The organism is Candidatus Magnetaquiglobus chichijimensis (assembly GCF_045865675.1).
Lineage (GTDB): Bacteria > Pseudomonadota > Magnetococcia > Magnetococcales > Magnetaquicoccaceae > Magnetaquiglobus > Magnetaquiglobus chichijimensis.
This window is the reverse complement of sequence record NZ_BAAFGK010000002.1, coordinates 502,943-523,168: the sequence shown is the minus strand read 5'-3', so window position 1 is coordinate 523,168 and position 20,226 is coordinate 502,943. Positions and strand designations below refer to the sequence as shown.

Genomic DNA, 20,226 nt, shown 5'->3' with positions numbered 1-20,226 from the left:
TTTCAGGGTGAGTGGGTTTGATCCTAGCAACTCAACTGCCTGATCCGCCGGTTGTGCAGGATGTAGTAAAGCATCATGCGCGTCAGGGTGATGGAGGTGAAGAGCGAGGAGATCAACCCGATGATCAGCGTGACCGCGAAGCCGCGCACCGGTCCGGTGCCGAACTGAAACAGGATCAGCGCCGTGGCCAGGGTGGTGACATGGGAGTCGAGGATGGTCATGAAGGCCTTCTCGTACCCCTGATCGATGGCGGCGAAGGGAGTTTTTCCCAAACGCAGCTCTTCGCGGATGCGTTCGATGATGAGCACGTTGGCATCCACGGCCATGCCGATCAACAGCACCACGCCGGCGATGCCCGGCAGGGTGAGGGCGGCCTGAAGCGCGGCCAGCACGGCCATGACGATGAAGACGTTGAAGATCACGGCGATGTTGGCCAGCATCCCCAACCCCTTGTAGTAGACCGCCATGAAGACAATGACCATCAATCCGCCGATCAGCGACGAGAGCACCCCTTCGCGGATCGAGTCGCTGCCCAGGGTGGGCCCCACAGTACGCTCCTCCAGGATGGTGACCGGGGCCGGCAGAGCGCCGGCGCGCAACACGATGGCCAGGTCGTGGGCCTCCTCCATGGTGAAGTTGCCGGTGATCTGGGCGCGTCCGCCTTCGATCTTCTCGCGCAGCACCGGCGCGGAGTAAACCTTGTCGTCCAGGACGATGGCCATCCGCTCGCCGACATGTTCGCCGGTGAGTTGCGCAAACTTGCGCGCCCCCTGGTGATTGAAGGTGATGGAGACCAGCGCCTCGCCGAACTGATCGAAATTGACCCGTGCATCGGTCAAGAGATCGCCGGTAAGGTTGGTGCGTTTTTTCAGCAGCAGGGGCTGGCGGCTGGCGGCCTGTCCCTTGCGGGGTCCGCGCTCCTCGTAGAGAAGCTGGTCATCCGGCGGGATGTTCCCGGCCAGAGCCGCAGCAAGATCGCCCTTCTCGTCCACCAGCTTGAACTCCAGGCGGGCGGTGCGACCGATCAGGGTTTTGGCGCGCGAAGGGTCGTTGAGGCCGGGAAGTTGCAGCAGGATGCGATCCTCGCCCTGTTTCTGCAACGAGGGCTCGGCGACGCCGAACTGGTCGATGCGCGAACGGATGGTCTGGATCGATTGATCGACCGCGAATTTCTTCAGATCGGTCACCTCGGTCGGCGAGAGGCGCAGACGCACCCCATCCGGGGTCTCCTCGGCCACCGAGTTGCGGAACTCCTCCTTGATGACCTTCAAGACATCGGCCTTGGCCACGTCGGCGGGCAACTTGAGATCCACGGCATCGCGTCCCTCGCGCTTGATGGCCTGATAGCGCAGCTTGGCCTTGCGCATCGACAGACGCACCTCGTCCACGAGATTTTCGGCGGACTGTTCCACCGCCTTGTCGGTTTCGACATGCAGCAGCAGATAGAGTCCGCCTTGCAGGTCCAGGCCACGATAGACCGTCTTGGAGGGGAGCCAACCCGGCCACCAGGCCGGAACCCCGCCCATCAGGGTGGGCAGGGAGTAGAGCATGGCCCCCCCGACAACGATCAGGGAGAGGATGGTCTTCCAGAGCGGGAAGTGTCGCACGTCCGGTCACTCCTAAAATCACGAAAAAATCTTAGGGCGTGTTGACATAGTGCGTCAGCGGCCTTGATACGGCGTTGCGACGCCCCTTCGCTGCTCACATACTTACCGTGTATGCTGCTGCCCGGGTCGTCGCGCCTTGTCTGAAGGTTCGCTGCCTTCATAAGTCAACATGCCTTAAGGATGCCGAAGCCTCACTCCTGGGATTTGTCCGCCGGTTTTTCTGCCGGCTCCTCGGGCATCGGCACGCCGGCCTTGGCGCCCATCTCCGCAACCGCCGCGCGCCGCACCTTGACCCGCACCGGACGGAACTGGCGCGCCGACACCTCGATCTCGCCGATCTCCAGCACGACGTGATCCTCTTCCACGCGATGGATGCGTCCCATCAATCCGCCACGGGTCTCCACCGAATCCCCGCGTTGCAGATTGGCGACCATCTCTTTGTGCTGTTTCACCTGCTTTTGTTGCGGACGGATCAGCAGAAAATAGAAGATGCCGAACAACAGCACCATGAACACGATGTTGCCGATGGCCGCCTCGGGTCCGGGGGCGGCAGCCTGCGCATAGGCAGGGGTGATCAACCAATCAAGCATGGTTCTCTCCAGTTACGTGTTGACAGAGCGAATCAGACCAATCCATGGCCTTTCGTGGAGCGGTTGGATGAATCGTCCCGGATGCCACCCGACCTTACCTGAAGATCGGGATCCGATCGGAATCCCCGCGCAAACCGTACGCGCAAACCAACCCGATACCACGACAGACAAAATCAATCCAACATACGAGAATTCCCATCTCTTGGCAAGGCGTCCCTCACGATTTTGCGCATCCCGCCCTCGCGAGACCCATCCCCCGGTCACTTTGGTGTCAATCTTGCTTTGACTCTGTTTTGGATCGACCGATGAAAAGGATTGACCTTGGGGACCGACTTGCCCCAAATTGACCGGGATCGCACCACCAACACCGCAGGCAGGGCACCATGGGGCCATCGAAAAAAGAGTTGCCGCGACTCGTGGAGGTGTTGCCCGCCTTTCCGCCGAGTGCCTGCCGGATCTTGAAACTCACCTCGGACATCAATTGCCCGCCCAAGGAGATCGTGCGCATCCTCGATCAGGATCCACCCCTGGCCCGACAGCTCCTGCATCTGATCAACGCACCCCGTTGCGGACTCGCCGAACCGGTTGTTTCGATTCGTCAGGCCGTGGTGATCGTCGGCATCAACACCATCAAGAATCTCGCCTTGACCGTCGCTCCGATCGAAATGCTCGGTCGCGACTCGGAGCGCACCCCGTTTCTGGAGGGACAACTCTCCCACGCCTTCGCCGTCGGCCTGATCGCCCGGCAACTGGCGCGCCGCCTCGGCCTGCCCGGGGGGGAGACGCACGACTGTTTCATGGCCGGTCTGCTCCACGACTACGGCAAGATCGTCCTGCACCGACTCTTCCCGGCCCGATACAAAAAAGCCCTGGCCATGGCGGTCAAAAAACAGCGACCGCTCCACGAGACGGAACGGGAACTCTTCAAACTCGACCACCTGGGCGTGGGCGCCTTGCTCGCCGAAAAATGGGAACTCTCCCCACACTGCGCCCTGGCCATGGGACGCCACCACCTTCCGGATGACCCGGAATCCGACTCCCCGCTCCCCGACTGCGTGCATGCCGCCAACATCATCGCCAAAACCGTCGGCCTGGGGGCATCGGGCAATCCCCGCATCGAAACCACCCTCCCGGAGAGCGTGGCGCGCCGTCTGGATGGCACCCTGCCGGAGTTGATCGGTTCCCTGGGCGAAATCCCGGCGGAGATGCACAAGGTCCAACTCTTTTTGAACGCCTGGAACGCCACTCCAGCCGATTCAACCTGCGAACCGCCATGAAAATCAAATTCTGGGGGGTGCGCGGTTCCATCGCCACGCCCGGCCCGACGACGCTCCGCCACGGCGGCAACACCACCTGCATCGAGATCCGCACCGACTCGAACGCCCTGATCATTCTCGACGCCGGCACGGGCATCCACCCTCTGGCCCTCTCCCTCTTTCCGGAGTTGCCGATCACCGCCCACCTGTTCATCACCCACACCCATTGGGATCACATCCAGGGTCTGCCGTTCTTTATCCCGAACTTCATTCCTGGCAACACGCTCAAGATCTTCGGCGCCTTCGACCCCATCGACCAACGGGACATCCGCGAGGTGCTGACCGGCCAGTTGCAATACTGCTATTTCCCGGTCCGGGAGGCGGAACTCAAGGCGAGGATCGAATACCACACCCTGCGGGAACGGGAAACCGTCCAGGTCGCCGATGCCACGGTGACCAATCTGTTGATGAATCACCCGGTGTTGAACTACGGCTACCGAATCGACTGCAACGGCAAATCGGTGGTCTTCACCGGCGATCACGAGCATCTGTACAACATCTACGCGCCGGAAGATCCCGAATACGCCGAATATGCCGGCCACATCGAGCAGAGGAATGAGGCGATCGTGGCGTTCATGCGTGGGGTGGACGTGCTGATCGCGGATACGTCGTACATCGTCAGCGACTATCCGGCCAAAAAGGGGTGGGGACACGGCACCTTCGACGGCAACATCGCCCTGGCGCGTCAGGCCGGGGTGAAGCGGCTCTGTTTCACCCATCACGAGCCGACCCGTTCCGACGATGCCGTGGAAAGGGTCTGTCAGGAGTCGCTGGCGCGCCATCCCAGGGAAGCCGGGGATCCGGAGTACCTGCTGGCGCGCGAGGGGCTGGTGATCGAGGTGTGAACCCGCCTCACCCCTCATCCCGCGACAGAACCCGGCTCAGAAAGCGCTTCTCACCCCGACCCGCACCAAAAAAGACCTCGAAAACCGCCGTGAGCCGCACCGACTCCTCCTCCAGGCGGGCCACCAGATCCGCCGCACCTTGCAACGAACCCTGCCGGGCCAAGGTATCCAACTCCGTGGCCAACGCCGCGAACCGGGTCGCGCCCAACTGTCGTGACGGGCTCTTCAGCGGATGGGTCACCAGATGGACACCCTCCGGATCCCCGCCCGCCAACGCCTCGCGAATCGCCGCCAACCGCTCCGGCAGCACCTCGACAAAGGCGCGGGCCACGTCACGCACCGCATCCTCGCCGAGCACCTCGCGCAACTGCCGCAACACCTTGGCGTCGAGACTCTCGCCGCCACCCGGCTTGGCCGCCTGACGCGCCGCGCCGCCAGCCCCCATCTCCCGCCCCAGAAGCCAGCGGACCAAAGTCGCCTCGAAATCGATAAAATTCAGAGGCTTTGCCAAATAATCGTCCATTCCCGAGGCAAAACAGCGCTCCTTGTCCTCTTGCAACGCAAAGGCGGTCACGGCCACGATCGGCAGACGGGAGAGGCCTTTGGACTCCTCCCACTTGCGCCACTCGCGGGTGGCGGTGAAACCGTCCATCAACGGCATCTGACAATCCATCAGCACCAGATCGAATCGGTTGCCGCGCAACTTCTCCAACGCCTCGACACCGTTCTCGGCGCTCTGGAACTCCAGCCCCACCTTGCGCAACATCACGCTGATCACCTTGCGGTTGATCGGATCGTCCTCGACCAGCAACAGGCGCAGATTGGGACCAAAAGCCCCGAAACTCACCTGCGGGGCCGAGGTCGCCTCCGGCGCGGGAGTCGGCGACACGACGCTCCTGGCAACCTGGATGGTCTCATCCTGGGGTGCGTCCTCCAACGGCAGGGTAAACGAAAAAAGACTCCCCTCGCCTTCGCAGCTCTCCACCCACAACCGGCCCCCGGCCCGTTCCACCAGACGCCGGCAGATGGCCAATCCCAACCCGGTGCCGCCGAACCTGCGCGAATGGGAGGAGTCCAGTTGCGTGAAGGGGGCGAAGATCACCGCCAGTTTGTCCGGTGGGATGCCGATGCCGGTATCGCGCACCGCGAAACGCACGATGCGTGCGCCACGTCCCGGATCGTCCTCCAGGGCGACCTCGAGCTTGACCCCGCCCTGACTGGTGAACTTGACCGCGTTGCCCAACAGATTGCGCAACACCAGACGCAACGCCTTCTCGTCGCCACGCACCTGGTTGGGCACCTCGGTGGCGACCCGATGCTCGAGCTTGAGCCCCTTGCGCCTGGCCTGAACACCCGTGGCGGCCAGCAGTTCGTTCACCAGCCGCTCCAGTTCGAACACCGACCCCTCGGGCGCCCCGCCATTGGCGCTCGACAACACCCACTCGAGCATGTCGTTGATCAGTCCGACCAAACCCTGTCCGGCGGTGAGCACGCCATTGATCCATTCGCGCTGCTCGGCATCCAGTTGACTCGAGGCCAGCATGTCCGAAAAACCGATGATGGCATTCATCGGGGTACGGATCTCATGGCTCATCACCGCCAGGAATTCGCTCTTGGCGCGGTTGCCGGCCTCGGCCTCCTCCTTGGCGCGGCGCAGCTCCTCCTCGATCGCCTTGCGATCGGTGATGTCCTGTACCGTGCCCACCATGTGCACCGGACGTCCCCCGGCATCGCGATGCACCTCGCCCACCTCGATCACCTCGCGGATGGTGCCATCCGGTCGAACGATGCGGTGCTCGACCACATAGGGCACCTCGGCATCTTCCAGGGAACGGGCCACCGCGTCGCGCACCCGGATCCGGTCCTCCGGATGGACGGCAGCCTCGAAGGCGGAATAGTCGGGCACCAGATCGCCATTCCGCAGGCCAAAAATCCGGAACACCTCGTCGGACCAGCTCAACCGATCGGCCTCGATCTCCCACTCCCAACTGCCCAGATGGGCCAGCTCCTGGGCCTTGGCGAGATTCTCCCGACTCCGGCGCAGGGCATCGCCGGCCCGCTTGCGCTCCGTGACGTCACGCAGCACGGCGGCAAAGAACAACGCTCCGTCGCTGTCGGTCCAGGAGGAGAGCGACACCTCGATGGGAAACTCGGTGCCGTTCCGATGACATCCGAAAGCCTCGAAGGTCCGTCCCGACGACATCGGCGCCCCGGTGGCGCCCATCAACGCCATGCCGCGCCCATGGTTGACGCGAAACCGTTCCGGCACCAGGAAATCGATCGATTGCCCCAGCACCTCCGCGCGACTCCTGCCGAAGATGGTCTCGGCGGCGCGATTCCAGAAGACGATGCGACCCTCCGCGCTCACCGACACGATGGCATCGTGCAACGCCTCGGTGATGGTGCGCAGCTGCTCGTCGGCATGCTGGCGATGACGCATCTCGGTCACCAGCTCCGCGGTGCGAATGGCCACCAGCGACTCCTGACGTTCGTTATCGGATTGCAGCCGCAGCATCGCCGCGCGCATCTGCACCAGCAGGAACAGGGAGATCCCGGACCAGAGCAGCCAGGCCACCAGATGGTAGGTCAACACCAGTTGTTTCTGATCGGTGATGGCCTGAAGGATATCTCCGGCAGAGAAGGTGATGCTCAACCCACCGCGCACATCCCCTTCGCGATAGCCCTGCTGGGCATGACAGGCCAGGCAGGCGGCCCGGGTCACCAGGGGGGCCATGAAACGAAAGCGCATCGACTCCCCCTCGAGCAGGGCGATCCGCTCTTTCAGCCCCTTCTCGAAAGCCTGCAACGATTCGGTTTCCCAGGCATCCGGCGCGTTTTCGGCACGAATGGGCTTCAAGCTGGTGAGGTGCAGGGACATGTAACCGGTCTGCAACGCCACGTCGGCGATCTGCCGGGTCATGTAGGCGGGATTGAGTCGGGTGAAATGGGTCCCTTCGTCGGTGACCAGTTCCCGTTTGTTGGGAAGGTAGGGATTGGGCTGGGTCTCCCCGGTGGTCGGCACGTAGACGCCGCCGTGCTGGGCGTTCCAGAGACGGACCGTCTCCACGAACTGGAACACCACCCGCCCCTGGTTGACCGCCAGATCCAACCCCTGACGGTCCAGATTGTCACGGTTCCAGTTGTAGGAGAAGAACAACAGGACGCTCCAGACAATGAACGGCACCACCCAGTAGCGGCGATCCAGAAGAAGTTCCCTCATGGGGTTTTCCTCCCTCGCCGCGTGCCGCGCATCCGCTCCCCACCCGACGCACGCCCGAACCCCGCACCGTCCCCAAGCCACGCGAGGCAAAAGGTCTCGTCAGCCCGAACCCCGATAAGGGAGATGCGAAAGTTATCCATGGGCCTGGTCAAGTACAGAAAACAACCAACCGGAACGCTCCTGTCGGAACAGAAACAAACTGCTTCAACTTCAATGTTATGTCACCATTGGAGCATAATATGGGATAATGTCGCCATAAGCAATACAAAAATAGCTCCCATCATCCGGTTTCATGGTCAGAAAGAATCGTACGACCGTCATCCGCCATCAGCGCATCGATCTCGGCCAGCAACCGGGTGCGTCGGATCGGCTTGGTCAGGAACCGATCACAACCGGCCACCCGACACCCTTCACGAGCGCCGTTCGAGGCGTGCGCGGTCAAAACGATGATCGAAGCGACCGCCCCTTCCCGCTCCGACTCGAGGCGACGAATGGCCCGGATCGTCTCTCCCCCTTCCGGTTCCTGAAGATCCATGAGAATCGCATCGAACCGCGCGCCGCGTGTCAGTCGATCCAGCACCTCGCGCCCGTTCCGGGCCTCCTCGACCCGATGACCCTCCTGGCTCAGGATGGTGGCGAGCAGCCGACGGTTCTCCGGTGCGACGTCGGCCACCAGGATGGTCATCGGCACGCCCTGCCCCGCGCGCCGGAAGGATCCCTCCTCCTCGCCCGCCACCACATAATCGGTGGTATCGATCCGCAACGGCACCACGAAATGAAAAATCGTCCCGGTCGCATCCGGCTGATCCTCGGACCAGATCACCCCACCCATCATCCCAGCCAGACGGATCGAAATCGCCAACCCCAACCCGCTCCCCCCGTGACGACGGGTGGACGAGGAGTCCACCTGGGTGAACATTTCGTAGATCGTCTGCCGTTTCTCCTCGGGAATGCCGATCCCGGTATCCTCGACCGTGAAATCAACCACCACCGTCCGTTCCGAACGGGTCAGCTCCGCGGCCCGCACCACGATCCGACCGCTGTCGGTGAATTTAAGCGCATTGCCCACCAGATTGACCAGAACCTGGCGCAGGCGCATCCGGTCTCCAACCAGATAGGGGGCAACCTTGGGGTGGATGCGGCTCTGCATCGACAACCCCTTCTCCTTCGCCATTCGGACAAACAGGCCATGCACCCCCTCGATCAACTCCCGCAGAGCAAAAGGGCTCTGTTCCAACTCGAACCGTCCGGACTCGACCCGCGCCAGGTCGAGGATATCGTTGATCAACCCGAGCAGGGAGCCACCGGCCTGACGAATCGCGGAGAGAAACGAACGCTCCTCGGCGGTCAGGGCGGCACGCTGCTCGAGGATTTCGGAAAAGCCAAGGATCACGTTCATCGGCGTGCGGATTTCGTGGCTCATGGTGGCCAGAAACTCCCCCTTGGCCCGCGCCGCCTCCAACGCCTCGTCGCGGGCAACGCGCAACTCATGGGTGCGCTCGTCGATCGTCTTCTCCAGGGCGTTCTTGTAGTGTCCGAGGATGTCGATCTCATCCCGCGAGCCACCGCCATCCGCGCCCGCCGGCATGCCGGAGAGATCCCCGGCCTCAATCCGCTCGGTCAAGGCCCGGATCGGGCGGATGATGATCCGGCGCAGATAAACCATCAACACCACCAGCACCACCATGGCCGAACTCAACTGCAAGGCCAGACCCCAGTGGATGGTCCGTCCCCCGAGCGCGGCATGGTCCCGATGGGAGTCGGCGCGCAGCAGGATGGTTCGCCTGGAGTCGGCATCCGGGAGCAGGGTGTAGAAGTGGCTGACCATCGGCGCGATCCGCAACAGATGGCTGCTCTTCTCGTCCCCCATGAATTGATTGACCACCAGTCGCTCCGGTTCCGCGAGCCCCTCGCTCACCCCCCAAAGCTGAAACGCCACGCCGGTCTGCTCGCGCAACGTCTTGACGAGATCCTCGTCCAGGAAACGCCCCATCAGCAAGGTGCCACGCGCCGGCCCCTTGCGATCGCTGGTGAGGATGGCGAACGTGGCCACCAGCAACAGACCTCGCTCGGTAACCAGAATGGAACGATGGCCCTCCAGCGGATCGGGATGGTTCCGCAACGGGTGATCGGGACGGTTGACCGGGAACTCCGGCCAGACGTGGATATCCTTCCTGTCGTCGATCACATGCCCCCACACCACATCCCCGGCCTGGTTGTAGTAGAACAACACATCCACATGGACGTTGGCGAAGATCTCCGGGGCCAGATTGCTGGAGAGATACTCTGGATATTGATCCTCGATGAACCGGTACGTGTCATCCCAGAAGGCCCAATCCTGGGCCATGAGCCCGAGATGGTGGAGTTCGCGATGGATGGCCTGCACGCTGCGCCGTCCGTTCTCCAGGGCATGCTCCTCGTCGAGCCGCTCGAAGCTCGGATAGATCACGAACCGCTGCACCAACCCGGAGATGCCGATGAACAACACGGCCACCAGCAGCACAACGCGCAGGAGCTTGCCATTCAGGGACATGGCTCGGCCATTCCCTCCGCGCGTCGGGCATGGAAATTCCGTTTGAACTCCGCAAAGCGGTCCGTGGCCACGGCCTGGCGCATTTCGGCCATGAGATCCTGATAATATTGGAGATTATGCAAGGTCATCAGACGGTGACCGAGAATCTCCCGGGCCCGGAACAGATGGTGGAGATAGGCGAGGCTGAAACGCCGGCAAGCCGGACAGCGACACTCCGGATCCGCGGGTCCGGGATCCTCGCGAAAGCGGGCGGTCTTGACGTTGAACGCGCCACGCCGGGTAAAAAGCTGACCATTGCGGGCATTGCGGGTCGGCAACACGCAGTCGAACATGTCCACCCCGCGCTCGACCGCCATGACCAGATCCTCCGGCTTGCCCACGCCCATCAGATAGCGTGGTTGCTGTCTGGGCAGCAACTCCGGGGCGTAGGAGAGCACCTCGGCCATGAGGGGTTTGGGTTCGCCGACCGAAAGCCCGCCCAGGGCGTAGCCGTCGAAGCCGATCTCGATCAACCCTTGCGCGGAGATCTGACGCAGATCGCGCTCCATGCCCCCCTGCATGATGCCGAACAGGGCGCGGCCATCCTCCGCGTCGCTGCGCGCCGCCTTGCTGCGCGCCGCCCAGCGCAACGACAGCTCCATGGAGCGGGCCAGATAGTCCCGTTGCGCCGGATAGGGAGGGCATTCGTCGAGCTGCATGAGGATGTCGGAGTCCAGCCGTTCCTGGACGCGCACCGCGATTTCGGGGCTCAGAAACCGCGCCGAGCCGTCCAGATGCGACCGGAACGCCACCCCTTCCTCGGTGATCTTGCGCAACGACGACAGGCTGAAGACCTGATACCCGCCGGAATCGGTCAGGATCGGCTTTTCCCAGGCCATGAAGGTGTGCAGCCCCCCCAATCGGGCGACACTCTCGTGTCCGGGCCGCAGGAACAGGTGGTAGGTGTTGGCCAGCAGGATCTGCGCGCCGCTCGCCTTGACCTCCTCGGGATCCACGGTTTTCACCGTGGCCGCGGTGCCCACCGGCATGAAGGCCGGGGTTTCGATCACCCCGCGCGGGGTATTCACCCGTCCGCGCCGCGCGCCGGAGGGGTCGGTATGCAGGAGTTCGAAGGAGAAGGTGCGCTTCATCGAGCAGGTTTCATCCCGGATCCGGAAAGAGCAGGTTGGCGTCGCCGTAGGAGTAGAATCGGTATCCAGAGGCCACCGCATGAGCGTAATCGCGCTCCTGGCGGCTCTTGCCGGTGAAGGCCGCGATCAGCATCAACAGGGTGGATTTGGGCAGATGGAAGTTGGTGATCAGCAGATCCACCACCCGGAAGCGGTATCCCGGCAGGATGAAAAGCGCGGTATCCCCGCTCATGGCGCGTACCCGGCCCGACGCATCCACGGCGGATTCGAGCATGCGGGTGACGGTGGTGCCCACCGCCACCACCCGTCCACCCGCCGACCGGGTGGCGTTGATCCGGGTCGCCACCGCCTCGGAGAGGGTGAAGAACTCGCGATGCATGCGGTGTTCGGCCAGGTTGTCGTGGCGGACCGGCTGAAAGGTGCCGAGGCCCACATGCAGGGTGGCCATGACCACCTCCACCCCCTGGGCGCGCAACGTCTCGAGCAGCGCGGGAGTGAAATGGAGTCCGGCGGTGGGCGCGGCCACCGCGCCCGGTTGGGCCGCGAAGACGGTTTGATAGCGATCCAGGTTCTCTTCGGGGTCCGAACCGGTGATGTAGGGCGGGAGCGGCAAGGTGCCGTGTCGCGCCAGGGCCCCTTCGACATCCCCATCGGCGGCGTGGAGCCGTACCCGGAAACACCCCTCCTCGCGCCCCTCGACCCGCGCCGAAAATCCCTCGCCCAGCTCGATCGCCCCGCCAATCTTCACCGGTCGATTGGCGCGAACCAACGCCTCCCAGAGGTTCTCCCCCTCCGCCACGGGACGGGAGAGGAGGATCTCCACCCGCGCGCCGGTGGTTTTGTGACCGAAAAGCCGGGCCGGAATCACCCGCGTGTCGTTGAGTACCAGCAGATCCCCGGCGCGCAACAGCCGGGTGAGATCGGAAAAACGACCCTCCTCGATCCCTTCCGGGCGACTGATCAGCAGACGGGCGGCATCCCGCGGGGTGACCGGTCGCTGGGCGATGCACGCCTCGGGCAGGGGATAATCAAAATCGCTCAAACGCCAGGCCCGGGCCGGCGGCGCATCCGTCCCGCTCATGACCGCTCCGCAGCCACAAAGCGGCGCGCCTGCTCCAGATCCTCCGGGGAATCGATCCCGCCGCGCGCCGCCACATCGGCCACCACCACCCGGATGGCATGGCCATGCTCGAGCACGCGCAACTGTTCGAGCTTCTCGATCCGCTCCAGCGGGGTCGGCGCGAGGGTGGCGAACCGTTGCAGAAAATCGGCGCGAAAACCGTACAACCCCACATGCCGCAACATCCCCTCCGGCACAAACCTGCATGACGGGGTGCGCTCCCCCTCACCCCCCAACCGTGGATCGCCCTTCGGAAGTCCCACGGTAAAATCCAATCCACCGCTTCCAAACCGATCCCGCTCCCAGGGGATCGGCGCGCGGGAGAAATAGAGCGCATCCCCGCGCCGGTTGCAGGTCACCTTGACCACGTTGGGATTGAACACCTCGTCCGGGGAGGTCAGGGGGTGGGCCAGGGTGGACATGGGCAACGCGGGATCGTCGAGCAAGGGGGCCGCAACCCGATCGATCAGCCGAGGATCCAGAAACGGCTCATCCCCCTGCACGTTGACGATCACCGTCTCCATCACCCCCAAAGCGGCCTCGGCCACCCGGTCGGTCCCGGAGGGGTGATCCGGGGAGGTCATCACCGCCCGACCGCCAAAACCGGTCACCGCGTCGAAGATGCGCGCATCATCGGTGGCCACCAGCACCGTCGTGGCGGCGGAACGGGCAGCAGCCTCGCACACCCACTGGATCATCGGCTTGCCACCCAGATCCACCAGGGGCTTGCCCGGCAGACGGGTCGAGGCGAAACGGGCCGGAATGATCACCGCGAATCCCTTCGTCATGGCACGCTCCTATCGGCTCTCTCTGGCTTCGCGCCGCTCGCCGCGACCGTCGTCGTAACCGATCAGATCCGCCGAGATGCTCTTGAGATCCAACCGGCTCTCCACCCGGACCGGCAACCGCCGTTCGTCATGGGTCAGCCAGACGACGATCGACCCTTTGACCCGGAACAGATCGGAGTTGCCGATCATGATGGTGAGCGGCATGACGTCGAAAAAACCCAACGGGGTGGTCAAACGCTCGACCATGCCGACATTGGCCGCCACCTGATAGATCTTCTTGCCATCCAGCATGGGAATGTAGACCTCGGTGCCCGGCGTCAGCTCCGGACAGGCCCTCAAGGCATAAAACCCGGTCATCATGTCGTGGACGCCGGGGGTGACGCCGTGGATGCTCATCGGCTCCTCCCCCTCCTGGGTGCGCAGCGCCTCGCCCCATTCGCGATCGAAACGGTATTCGATCAGACGGCTCTGATCCCCCCGCTGCTGATGCTTGGCGTAGTAGCGCGCCGAGAGCCCGTGCGGGGTCTTTTCCCCCTCGGAGTGCAACTCGTCCTTGACCGGATACATCATGCGGATCATGCCGATCGACTCAACCCCCGAAACCAGGGCATAGTGCCCCTCCTTGGCCGGTCGAACCTCCATATAGGCCTTGCCCGCCGGAACGCCCATCCAGTGGATGTTGTAGCGCAACCGCTCACCGACCACGCCCCCCAGCGCCGACGAGCCGGCGCCGCCCGCCCACGCCAGCCCCGGCAGGGCCACAAGCAACCCAACCACGCCCCTTCTCAGGAGCGAACCCACCAATCCACGCTTCATGCATCCCTTCCGCGATCGTTTCCCGATCCCTTTGAAGCCACGACCTTGGCAAACGTTTCCGCTTGCAAAGTCATCATTCTAGCATGACCCGGATCGCCCTTGAACGGATCGGACGCACAGGATCGGTTTTTTTTAATTACAGGAAGTCAGAAACGACTCGGGAGATACGAGAGAGGAGTCACTGAGAGGAATCCGTCGAAACAATCAATCGATACCACCACAAGGAGAGATCCATCTCCACGGCATCGAAGGAAACCGCGCGCATGCGGTCGGCATCGCCCATGCACCCTTCCCGAGCAGCCAGCGTCCCTCCACGAGCCGGAACACCTCCACGATGCGGGCAACGGATCGACCAGCCAGCAAAAGCCCCCCGTGACGGATGCAGACCGCCGGCTTCAGGAGCCGGTCCTTGCGCGCCGTCGAGGGGGAGAGCATCTCGCCCCCCCTGGTCCGGCACCCCCTCGAAGCGGTGATCCGAAGGGATTTTCGGCATCGTTTCGCGCCTTTGGCGAAACGATGCCGCGAACATGACCCGAAACAAGCCCGCCGAAGGCGATCGTCTTCCGCGAGCGATTCGCCCCCTCCATGGCCCTGACGGGCAACGACTGGGGCCTGAATCGTTACGAAACCCGCCTGATGGGAGATCCCCCTCGCGGGTGCGGCAGGTTCCAGATCAACCGTCGGCGTTGATCTTGGCGATGATCTCCTGGAGCTTCTCGTTGGCATGGTCGTTGGGCACCTGACAGGTGCCGGCGTTCTGGTGACCGCCGCCGCCGTAGCTCAAGGCCAGCTCGCCGACATTGGTCTTCGAGGTGCGATCCAGGATCGATTTGCCGATGGCGAACACGGTGTTCTGTTTCTGGAACCCCCACAGCACATGGATCGAGATGTTGCACTGAGGATAGAGGGCATAGATCATGAACCGGTTGCCGGCCCAGATGGTCTCCTCGTCGCGCAGATCGAGAATCACCAGGTTGCCGTATACCTTGGAACAGCGTTGCAGCTGCTCCTTGAACTTGACCTCGTGCTCGAAATAGATATCGACCCGCTCCTTGACATCCGGCAGTTGCAGGATCTCTTCGATGGACATTTCGCGGCAGTGGTCGATCAGCTCCATCATGAGCTGGTAGTTGGAAACCCGGAAGCTGCGGAACCGTCCCAGGCCGGTGCGGGCATCCATCAGGTAGTTCATCAGCACCCAGCCGGTGGGGTCGAGAATCTCCTCGCGGCTGAAACGGGCGGCATCGCCCTTGTCCACCGCCTCCATCAGCTCCTGGGAGATGCGCGGAAAGGTCGCCGCGCCGCCATAGTAGTCATACACCACCCGCGCCGCCGAAGGGGCATCGGGATGGATGATGTGGTTGTCCGGCCTCTCCCCACCCCGACGGATGGTTTCGCTGAGGTGGTGGTCGAAGGCCAGATGGACACCCTGGACATAAGGGAGGTTGGTGGTGATGTCGCGATCGGTGATCGCGATCTTGCCATCCTGCATGTCCTTGGGATGCACGAATTTGATGTCGTTGATCAATTCCAGCTCTTTCAACAACACCGCGCACACGAGGCCGTCGAAATCGCTCCGCGTCACCAGACGAAACTCTTCCTTGCCACTCATTCCACACCTCCAAAGACGAATGCCTTCAACACGAGCGATTGACACGACCCGGATTGGACATGCAACGTCCCGGCCAGGTTCGACGACAACTCATAGCGCGACACTCCAACATCGCGCGTGGTCAACTTTATACCAATTTTTCCGATTCGGAAAGCGAACACCAAAAAAAATTGCATCATGCCATTCACATCAACCAAGTGAATCGCCAACAGTGGTGCATGGGGGGATGATTGGCAAAATCGGGGCCAATGGTCTGGCGGGTGATCTCCTGGATCCCGAGTCCGGCGGGCAGTGCCTCCGCGTCCAGATGAAAACGACGCGCGTTGTTGGAAAAATAAAGAACCCCTTGCGGAGCAAGCAGGCGGATGGCCTGGGTGATCAGATTGGGATGTTCGCGTTGCAACTCGAAGGGGCGTTGCATGCGCGCCGAATTGGAAAAGGTGGGTGGATCGAGCAGGATCAGGTCAAACTTCCCCTCGTCGCCCGTTTCGGCGGCCTGGGCGAGCCACTCCAGGCAGTCGGCGCGCACCAGCCGATGATCGAGGCCGGTGAAACCGTTCGCGGCCAGATTGCGCCCAGCCCACTCCAGATAGTGACGGGAGAGATCCACGGTGAGGGTGGAACGGGCCCCACCCGCCGCCGCGTGAACGGTGGCGCTGCCGGTATAGCCGAAAAGGTTCAAGAACCGCTTGCCGGAAGCCGTCGCACGGATCATGCGCCGCAACGGCGCGTGGTCGAGAAACAATCCAACGTCCAGGGTGTCGGTGAAGTTGACCAGAAAGGTCAAGCCCCCCTCGTCCACCTCGGCCCAGGCGCGGCCCTCCCCCAGTCGGCCATACTGTCCGCCCGATCCCGCCGACTGGCGATGACGGGTCTTGAGGTGGATGTTGTCCGGATCGACCCCCAAGGCACGGGGCAACACCGCCAGCACCTCGCCGAGCCGACGCCGCGCCGCCTCGGGATCGACCCCCGCCGGCGGACGGTACTCCTGAAGATGGATCCAGGCGCCGTACACATCCACCGCCACGGCATACTCCGGGATGTCGGCATCGTACAACCGATAGCAGCTCACCCCCTCGCGCTTGAGCCAGCCATCCAGACGCCGGCGGTTTTTCTTCAAGCGGTTGGCGAACATCACCGCGCCAGGAGAGTCCGGATCCCCCGGCACGGGCGGCGGATCCACGTCAACGGAGGAATCGTCCGGACGACCGCTCCGCACATCCCGCTCCACCCGCGCCGGAGCGGGCGCGTCAAGAAGCAGCAACCGGCAGGCGATGGGACCGTTGTACAGGGTCTTGCTCGCGCCCGGTCTCTCCCCCAGGGCTTCGGCCAGACGCGGGGCCGCGGTCAACACCGCCCCCTTCCACCCGCCAAGACGGGTGCGCCACCGTTGGCCAAGCAGCCGGTAGAGCGGCTCCAACCGCTCCAGCTCCCCCTGCCGCTCGCCGTAGGGGGGATTGACCACCATCAGACCCGCCACCCCGATCGGTCGCTCCAGACGCTCCAGATCCCGATTCGCCAGAACGATCCGGTCCGCGACCCCGGCCTGGACCACGTTCTCCTGGGCCGCTTCGAGGGTCTTGCCGTCCTGATCGAACCCCAACAGCGCCGGAATCGCGCTCCGACCCGCGCGGGCCCGTTCACGGGCCTCGGCCAGAAGCGGATTCCATACGTTGGGATCGAATCCCGACCACCCCATGAACCCGAAATGACCGCGCGCCAAACCAGGCGCGATGTCCCCGGCCATCCAGGCCGCCTCGATCAGAAAGGTCCCGGAACCGCACATCGGATCCAGCAGCATGCCGCCGTTCCGGGCGATCTCGGGCCATCCGGCCAGAAGCAGGATCGCGGCGGCGAGGTTCTCCTTCAACGGGGCGGAACCGGCATTCACCCGATAGCCGCGCCGGTGCAACGCCTCGCCGGAGAGGTCGATGCCGATATCCACGCCGCGCTCCTCGCTCAAACGGGCATGAATGCGCACGTCGGGACGGTCGAAATCCACCGATGGACGGCTCCCGCACCGCTCCCGCAGGCGATCCACCACCGCGTCCTTGACCTTCATGGCCCCGAAGCGGGTATGGCGGATGATGGCGTTGGTGCCGGAAAAATCCACCGCCAGCGTCCCATCCGCGCGCAGATGATCTTCCCAGGGGATCTCGCGCAACCCCGCGTCAAACCCCTCGAGCCGATCCGCCGGCACCCGCGCCAGGGGCAGCAGCAGACGGCTGGCCACCCGCGCATGAAGACAAACCCGCCCGATCACCGCCAGATCCCCCTCGAAGGAGGCCCCGGCGGTCAACGGACGCACCCGACGCCCCCCGGCCAGACGCAACTCGTCGGCGAGCAGAGGTTCGACCCCGCGCGGCGACGAGGCGAACAGACGCATCCAGGCCGGATTCATGGTTTGGTCACCCCTCTTATGACAACGGCATGCCCAGAGCACGCTTGTACAGATCGATCAGAGTCTCCTCCTCCTCGATCTGATGCGGCTCCATGGCGCGCAGACGGATGATCTTGCGCAGGATCTTCGGATCGAATCCCATGGCCTTGGCCTCGGCGTAGATGGCCCGGATGTCCGCAGCGATGCCGAGCTTCTCATCCTCGAGCCGCTCGATCCGCTCGACCACGCGCCGCAACTCCTCACTGGAGATCCCACCCACGTCATCCGCCGGCACCGGCTGTCCCTGTTCCACCACTTTCAAATTCATCGCATCGCTCCCCAACCTCGAAACGGTTCCATTCAGCCCAACACGACAGCATAGCCCCAATCCACACCGCTTGACCAGTCCTGCCGTGGCGCGCCACACGGAGGCCACACGAGCCAAGGATGATCCCCAAGCTCATGGATTGCCTGCTCAACCAACCGCTGGTACACTATAAATAATTAGAAACATTTGCAATTTATGCAAATCTCTTCACACCCCCCAAGGGAGTTCCGCGCATGTCCGCATCCGAAACCCGCCCCACCCTCGCGCAACTCGATAAAATCGTCGCCACCCTCGACCGGATGCCACGGCTCTGCTCCAGCGGCTTTCACGCCATCGTCGAGCACATGGGAGGCTTTTCGGCCAGCTTCGCGGCCAGCGCCAGCCGCGCCTCGGCGATTCGCGAACGCCATTCGGTCAAGGGCAAGAGCCAGGGACTCACCCCGCTCCAGAACGATCTCACCCGCATCCACCGCGAGGTCGATGCCTCGTTGAAACAAATGGATACCCTGCTGGGTCAGACCCGCGCCTTCATCCAGACCACGGACGAACTGATTCTCTGGTCCCTCACCCTGGAACAGGATGCCTATCTGCCGCTGATGGCCGATCAATTGTTGAGCCAGGGAAGCGACTCCCTGGAGCGACAGACCCAATGCGCCATCATCGACAGTCTGATGCGCCAGATCCGGCCGCTGATCCACGATCTGACCGCCTCGTTACAGGAGTCCTCCACCCTGATGCAGCAGTTGTCGCGCCGTCTGGTGGCCGACATGGACCTCTCCAGCCACCGGTTGCGGGCTCTCAAGAGCCGCCTGAAGGAGGTGCTCGGTCGCATGGGACAGTCGATCGGCGCCATCGACCAGGCCTGCCAGAAGATCGAGGGCCATGCCGAGGCCAATCATGGGGTGTTGTTCAACATGATGCAAACCATGCAGTACGACGACATCAGCGTGCAACGTCTGGCCCACGTCGTCGAGACCACCCGTCAGGCCCGCGACCGCCTCGCCGGCGCCGAGGGGGATGCCGCGGGATTGCGCTGGTTCGCCATGGTGACGCGCCTCTCCGCCGAGCAACTCGAGGAGAGCGCCAACGATCTGGTGGGAGCGGTGCAGGAGATGCATCGCCACCTGACCGGCATCACCGATCTGGCCGAATCCCAGAAAAAAACCATTTTCGCAGCCCGCAACGTCAGCATGGAGTTCCAGCAGGATCTCTCCGAGGCGTCGTATCACCTGGCGGCGATGCTCAAACTGCCGATCCTCGAGGATGCACTGCTCTCGGATATTCTCAAAACCCTGTCCCAGACCGAAAACATCCTCTTCATGGCCCACAAGGCGATGGAGACCCTGGACAAAACCTCCGGACGGCTGAACGGCCTGGCGAAAGAGATCAACACCCGTGGCCAGAGCCGGCTGGAGACCCTGGCCGAAGCGATCCAGGAACTGGCGCGACGGGTTCACGACGAGGGGCGGCAACGGGCCGAAACCTTGCTCAACGCCGCCGAGGCAATCCAGGTGATCAACAGCGATTTTACCGAACAGGTGGCGCCCAAGATCATGAACGCCGGAGTGATGCTGCGCCGCGTGCCCCTCACCATCCGGCGGCTGGAGATGAGCAACGCCGATCTGGCCACCATCTTCTCGGAATCGCTGGCCGAGACCCAGGCAACCTACAACCAGATCATGCTGTTGACCTCGGACATCACCTTTCACACCGAAATCCGCGCCTCAGCCTCGCGCATCATCGTGGAACTGCGCGAGATTCAACAGCGGGAGGCAGGAGCCTTCCTGCCCACGCTTGTGGACGACTGCGCGGCCATGGTGGAGGATTTTCAGGGGTTGTGGACGCTCTACACCATGGAGAGCGAACGGCGGGTGCATGCGGCCCTGCTGGGGCGGGGCGACGATGCGGCGGACGAGGAGGACGGCATCGAGCTGTTTTGAG

General features: G+C 63.3%; 15 protein-coding genes. 3 read left to right on the top strand and 12 right to left on the bottom strand.

Going from position 1 to position 20,226, the window contains the following annotated elements:
• Positions 1–23 precede the first annotated feature (23 nt).
• Together secD and yajC are read right to left on the bottom strand one after the other, a co-directional pair.
• Entirely contained in the window at positions 24–1,550 is a 1,527-nt protein-coding gene (secD, locus tag ACOY6C_RS04065) for a protein translocase subunit SecD (RefSeq protein ID WP_420904260.1), read from the bottom strand.
• Between the two features lie 248 nt (positions 1,551–1,798).
• Positions 1,799–2,197, bottom strand: a complete 399-nt coding sequence (yajC, locus tag ACOY6C_RS04060; RefSeq protein ID WP_420904196.1) for a preprotein translocase subunit YajC — start codon at positions 2,195–2,197, stop codon at positions 1,799–1,801.
• Positions 2,198–2,580: 383 nt separating this feature from the next.
• On the opposite strand from yajC, the gene ACOY6C_RS04055 reads away from it, so the two are divergent.
• A complete protein-coding gene (locus tag ACOY6C_RS04055; RefSeq protein WP_420904195.1) occupies positions 2,581–3,474 on the top strand; it encodes an HDOD domain-containing protein in 894 nt (297 codons plus the stop codon).
• On the top strand, positions 3,471–4,358 hold the full coding sequence (locus tag ACOY6C_RS04050; RefSeq protein WP_420904194.1) for an MBL fold metallo-hydrolase: 888 nt from the start codon (positions 3,471–3,473) through the stop codon (positions 4,356–4,358). The genes ACOY6C_RS04055 and ACOY6C_RS04050 overlap by 4 nt, the downstream gene beginning before the upstream one ends.
• A 7-nt stretch (positions 4,359–4,365) precedes the next feature.
• Here the strand turns inward: ACOY6C_RS04050 and ACOY6C_RS04045 are convergent, their stop codons facing one another.
• From ACOY6C_RS04045 to ACOY6C_RS04000, 10 genes are all read right to left on the bottom strand, one after another.
• Positions 4,366–7,578, bottom strand: coding sequence for a PAS domain S-box protein (locus ACOY6C_RS04045; RefSeq protein WP_420904193.1), 3,213 nt, complete (start codon positions 7,576–7,578; stop codon positions 4,366–4,368).
• Between the two features lie 280 nt (positions 7,579–7,858).
• Entirely contained in the window at positions 7,859–10,111 is a 2,253-nt protein-coding gene (locus ACOY6C_RS04040) for a CHASE4 domain-containing protein (RefSeq protein ID WP_420904192.1), read from the bottom strand.
• Positions 10,102–11,241: a tRNA guanosine(34) transglycosylase Tgt gene (gene tgt, locus ACOY6C_RS04035; RefSeq protein WP_420904191.1), complete on the bottom strand. Its 1,140-nt coding sequence runs from the start codon at positions 11,239–11,241 to the stop codon at positions 10,102–10,104. Before tgt ends, ACOY6C_RS04040 begins: the two co-directional genes overlap by 10 nt.
• Positions 11,242–11,251: 10 nt before the next feature.
• Positions 11,252–12,322 (bottom strand): tRNA preQ1(34) S-adenosylmethionine ribosyltransferase-isomerase QueA, encoded by a 1,071-nt coding sequence (gene queA / locus ACOY6C_RS04030; protein ID WP_420904190.1) that lies wholly within the window; start codon positions 12,320–12,322, stop codon positions 11,252–11,254.
• Positions 12,319–13,149 carry a 3-deoxy-manno-octulosonate cytidylyltransferase gene (gene kdsB / locus ACOY6C_RS04025; protein WP_420904189.1) on the bottom strand — a complete coding sequence of 277 codons (831 nt, stop codon included), beginning with the start codon at positions 13,147–13,149 and terminating at the stop codon, positions 12,319–12,321. Before kdsB ends, queA begins: the two co-directional genes overlap by 4 nt.
• 9 nt (positions 13,150–13,158) lie before the next feature.
• The gene (locus tag ACOY6C_RS04020) at positions 13,159–13,926 is read right to left on the bottom strand and encodes a DUF3108 domain-containing protein (protein ID WP_420904188.1); all 768 of its coding nucleotides are present in this window, start codon (positions 13,924–13,926) and stop codon (positions 13,159–13,161) included.
• A gap of 217 nt (positions 13,927–14,143) precedes the next feature.
• Complete coding sequence (locus tag ACOY6C_RS04015) at positions 14,144–14,458, bottom strand: hypothetical protein (RefSeq protein ID WP_420904187.1); 315 nt, start codon at positions 14,456–14,458, stop codon at positions 14,144–14,146.
• 180 nt (positions 14,459–14,638) lie between these two features.
• A complete protein-coding gene (locus ACOY6C_RS04010) occupies positions 14,639–15,577 on the bottom strand; it encodes an exopolyphosphatase (RefSeq protein ID WP_420904186.1) in 939 nt (312 codons plus the stop codon).
• Positions 15,578–15,761: 184 nt separating this feature from the next.
• Entirely contained in the window at positions 15,762–17,978 is a 2,217-nt protein-coding gene (gene rlmKL, locus ACOY6C_RS04005) for a bifunctional 23S rRNA (guanine(2069)-N(7))-methyltransferase RlmK/23S rRNA (guanine(2445)-N(2))-methyltransferase RlmL (protein ID WP_420904185.1), read from the bottom strand.
• A gap of 16 nt (positions 17,979–17,994) precedes the next feature.
• Complete coding sequence (locus tag ACOY6C_RS04000) at positions 17,995–18,285, bottom strand: DUF2312 domain-containing protein (protein WP_420904184.1); 291 nt, start codon at positions 18,283–18,285, stop codon at positions 17,995–17,997.
• A gap of 233 nt (positions 18,286–18,518) precedes the next feature.
• Between ACOY6C_RS04000 and ACOY6C_RS03995 the strand changes: the two genes are divergently transcribed.
• Positions 18,519–20,225: a hypothetical protein gene (locus tag ACOY6C_RS03995; RefSeq protein ID WP_420904183.1), complete on the top strand. Its 1,707-nt coding sequence runs from the start codon at positions 18,519–18,521 to the stop codon at positions 20,223–20,225.
• Position 20,226: the final 1 nt, after the last annotated feature.

What these genes read in the sequence shown, in the direction of transcription:
- secD (WP_420904260.1), bottom strand. Translation starts at nt 1,550, where the DNA reads ATGCTCTACTCCCTGCCCACCCTGATGGGCGGGGTTCCGGCCTGGTGG.
- yajC (WP_420904196.1), bottom strand. Translation starts at nt 2,197, where the DNA reads ATGCTTGATTGGTTGATCACCCCTGCCTATGCGCAGGCTGCCGCCCCC.
- ACOY6C_RS04055 (WP_420904195.1), top strand. Translation starts at nt 2,581, where the DNA reads ATGGGGCCATCGAAAAAAGAGTTGCCGCGACTCGTGGAGGTGTTGCCC.
- ACOY6C_RS04050 (WP_420904194.1), top strand. Translation starts at nt 3,471, where the DNA reads ATGAAAATCAAATTCTGGGGGGTGCGCGGTTCCATCGCCACGCCCGGC.
- ACOY6C_RS04045 (WP_420904193.1), bottom strand. Translation starts at nt 7,578, where the DNA reads ATGAGGGAACTTCTTCTGGATCGCCGCTACTGGGTGGTGCCGTTCATT.
- ACOY6C_RS04040 (WP_420904192.1), bottom strand. Translation starts at nt 10,111, where the DNA reads ATGTCCCTGAATGGCAAGCTCCTGCGCGTTGTGCTGCTGGTGGCCGTG.
- tgt (WP_420904191.1), bottom strand. Translation starts at nt 11,241, where the DNA reads ATGAAGCGCACCTTCTCCTTCGAACTCCTGCATACCGACCCCTCCGGC.
- queA (WP_420904190.1), bottom strand. Translation starts at nt 12,322, where the DNA reads ATGAGCGGGACGGATGCGCCGCCGGCCCGGGCCTGGCGTTTGAGCGAT.
- kdsB (WP_420904189.1), bottom strand. Translation starts at nt 13,149, where the DNA reads ATGACGAAGGGATTCGCGGTGATCATTCCGGCCCGTTTCGCCTCGACC.
- ACOY6C_RS04015 (WP_420904187.1), bottom strand. Translation starts at nt 14,458, where the DNA reads ATGCCGAAAATCCCTTCGGATCACCGCTTCGAGGGGGTGCCGGACCAG.
- ACOY6C_RS04010 (WP_420904186.1), bottom strand. Translation starts at nt 15,577, where the DNA reads ATGAGTGGCAAGGAAGAGTTTCGTCTGGTGACGCGGAGCGATTTCGAC.
- rlmKL (WP_420904185.1), bottom strand. Translation starts at nt 17,978, where the DNA reads ATGAATCCGGCCTGGATGCGTCTGTTCGCCTCGTCGCCGCGCGGGGTC.
- ACOY6C_RS04000 (WP_420904184.1), bottom strand. Translation starts at nt 18,285, where the DNA reads ATGAATTTGAAAGTGGTGGAACAGGGACAGCCGGTGCCGGCGGATGAC.
- ACOY6C_RS03995 (WP_420904183.1), top strand. Translation starts at nt 18,519, where the DNA reads ATGTCCGCATCCGAAACCCGCCCCACCCTCGCGCAACTCGATAAAATC.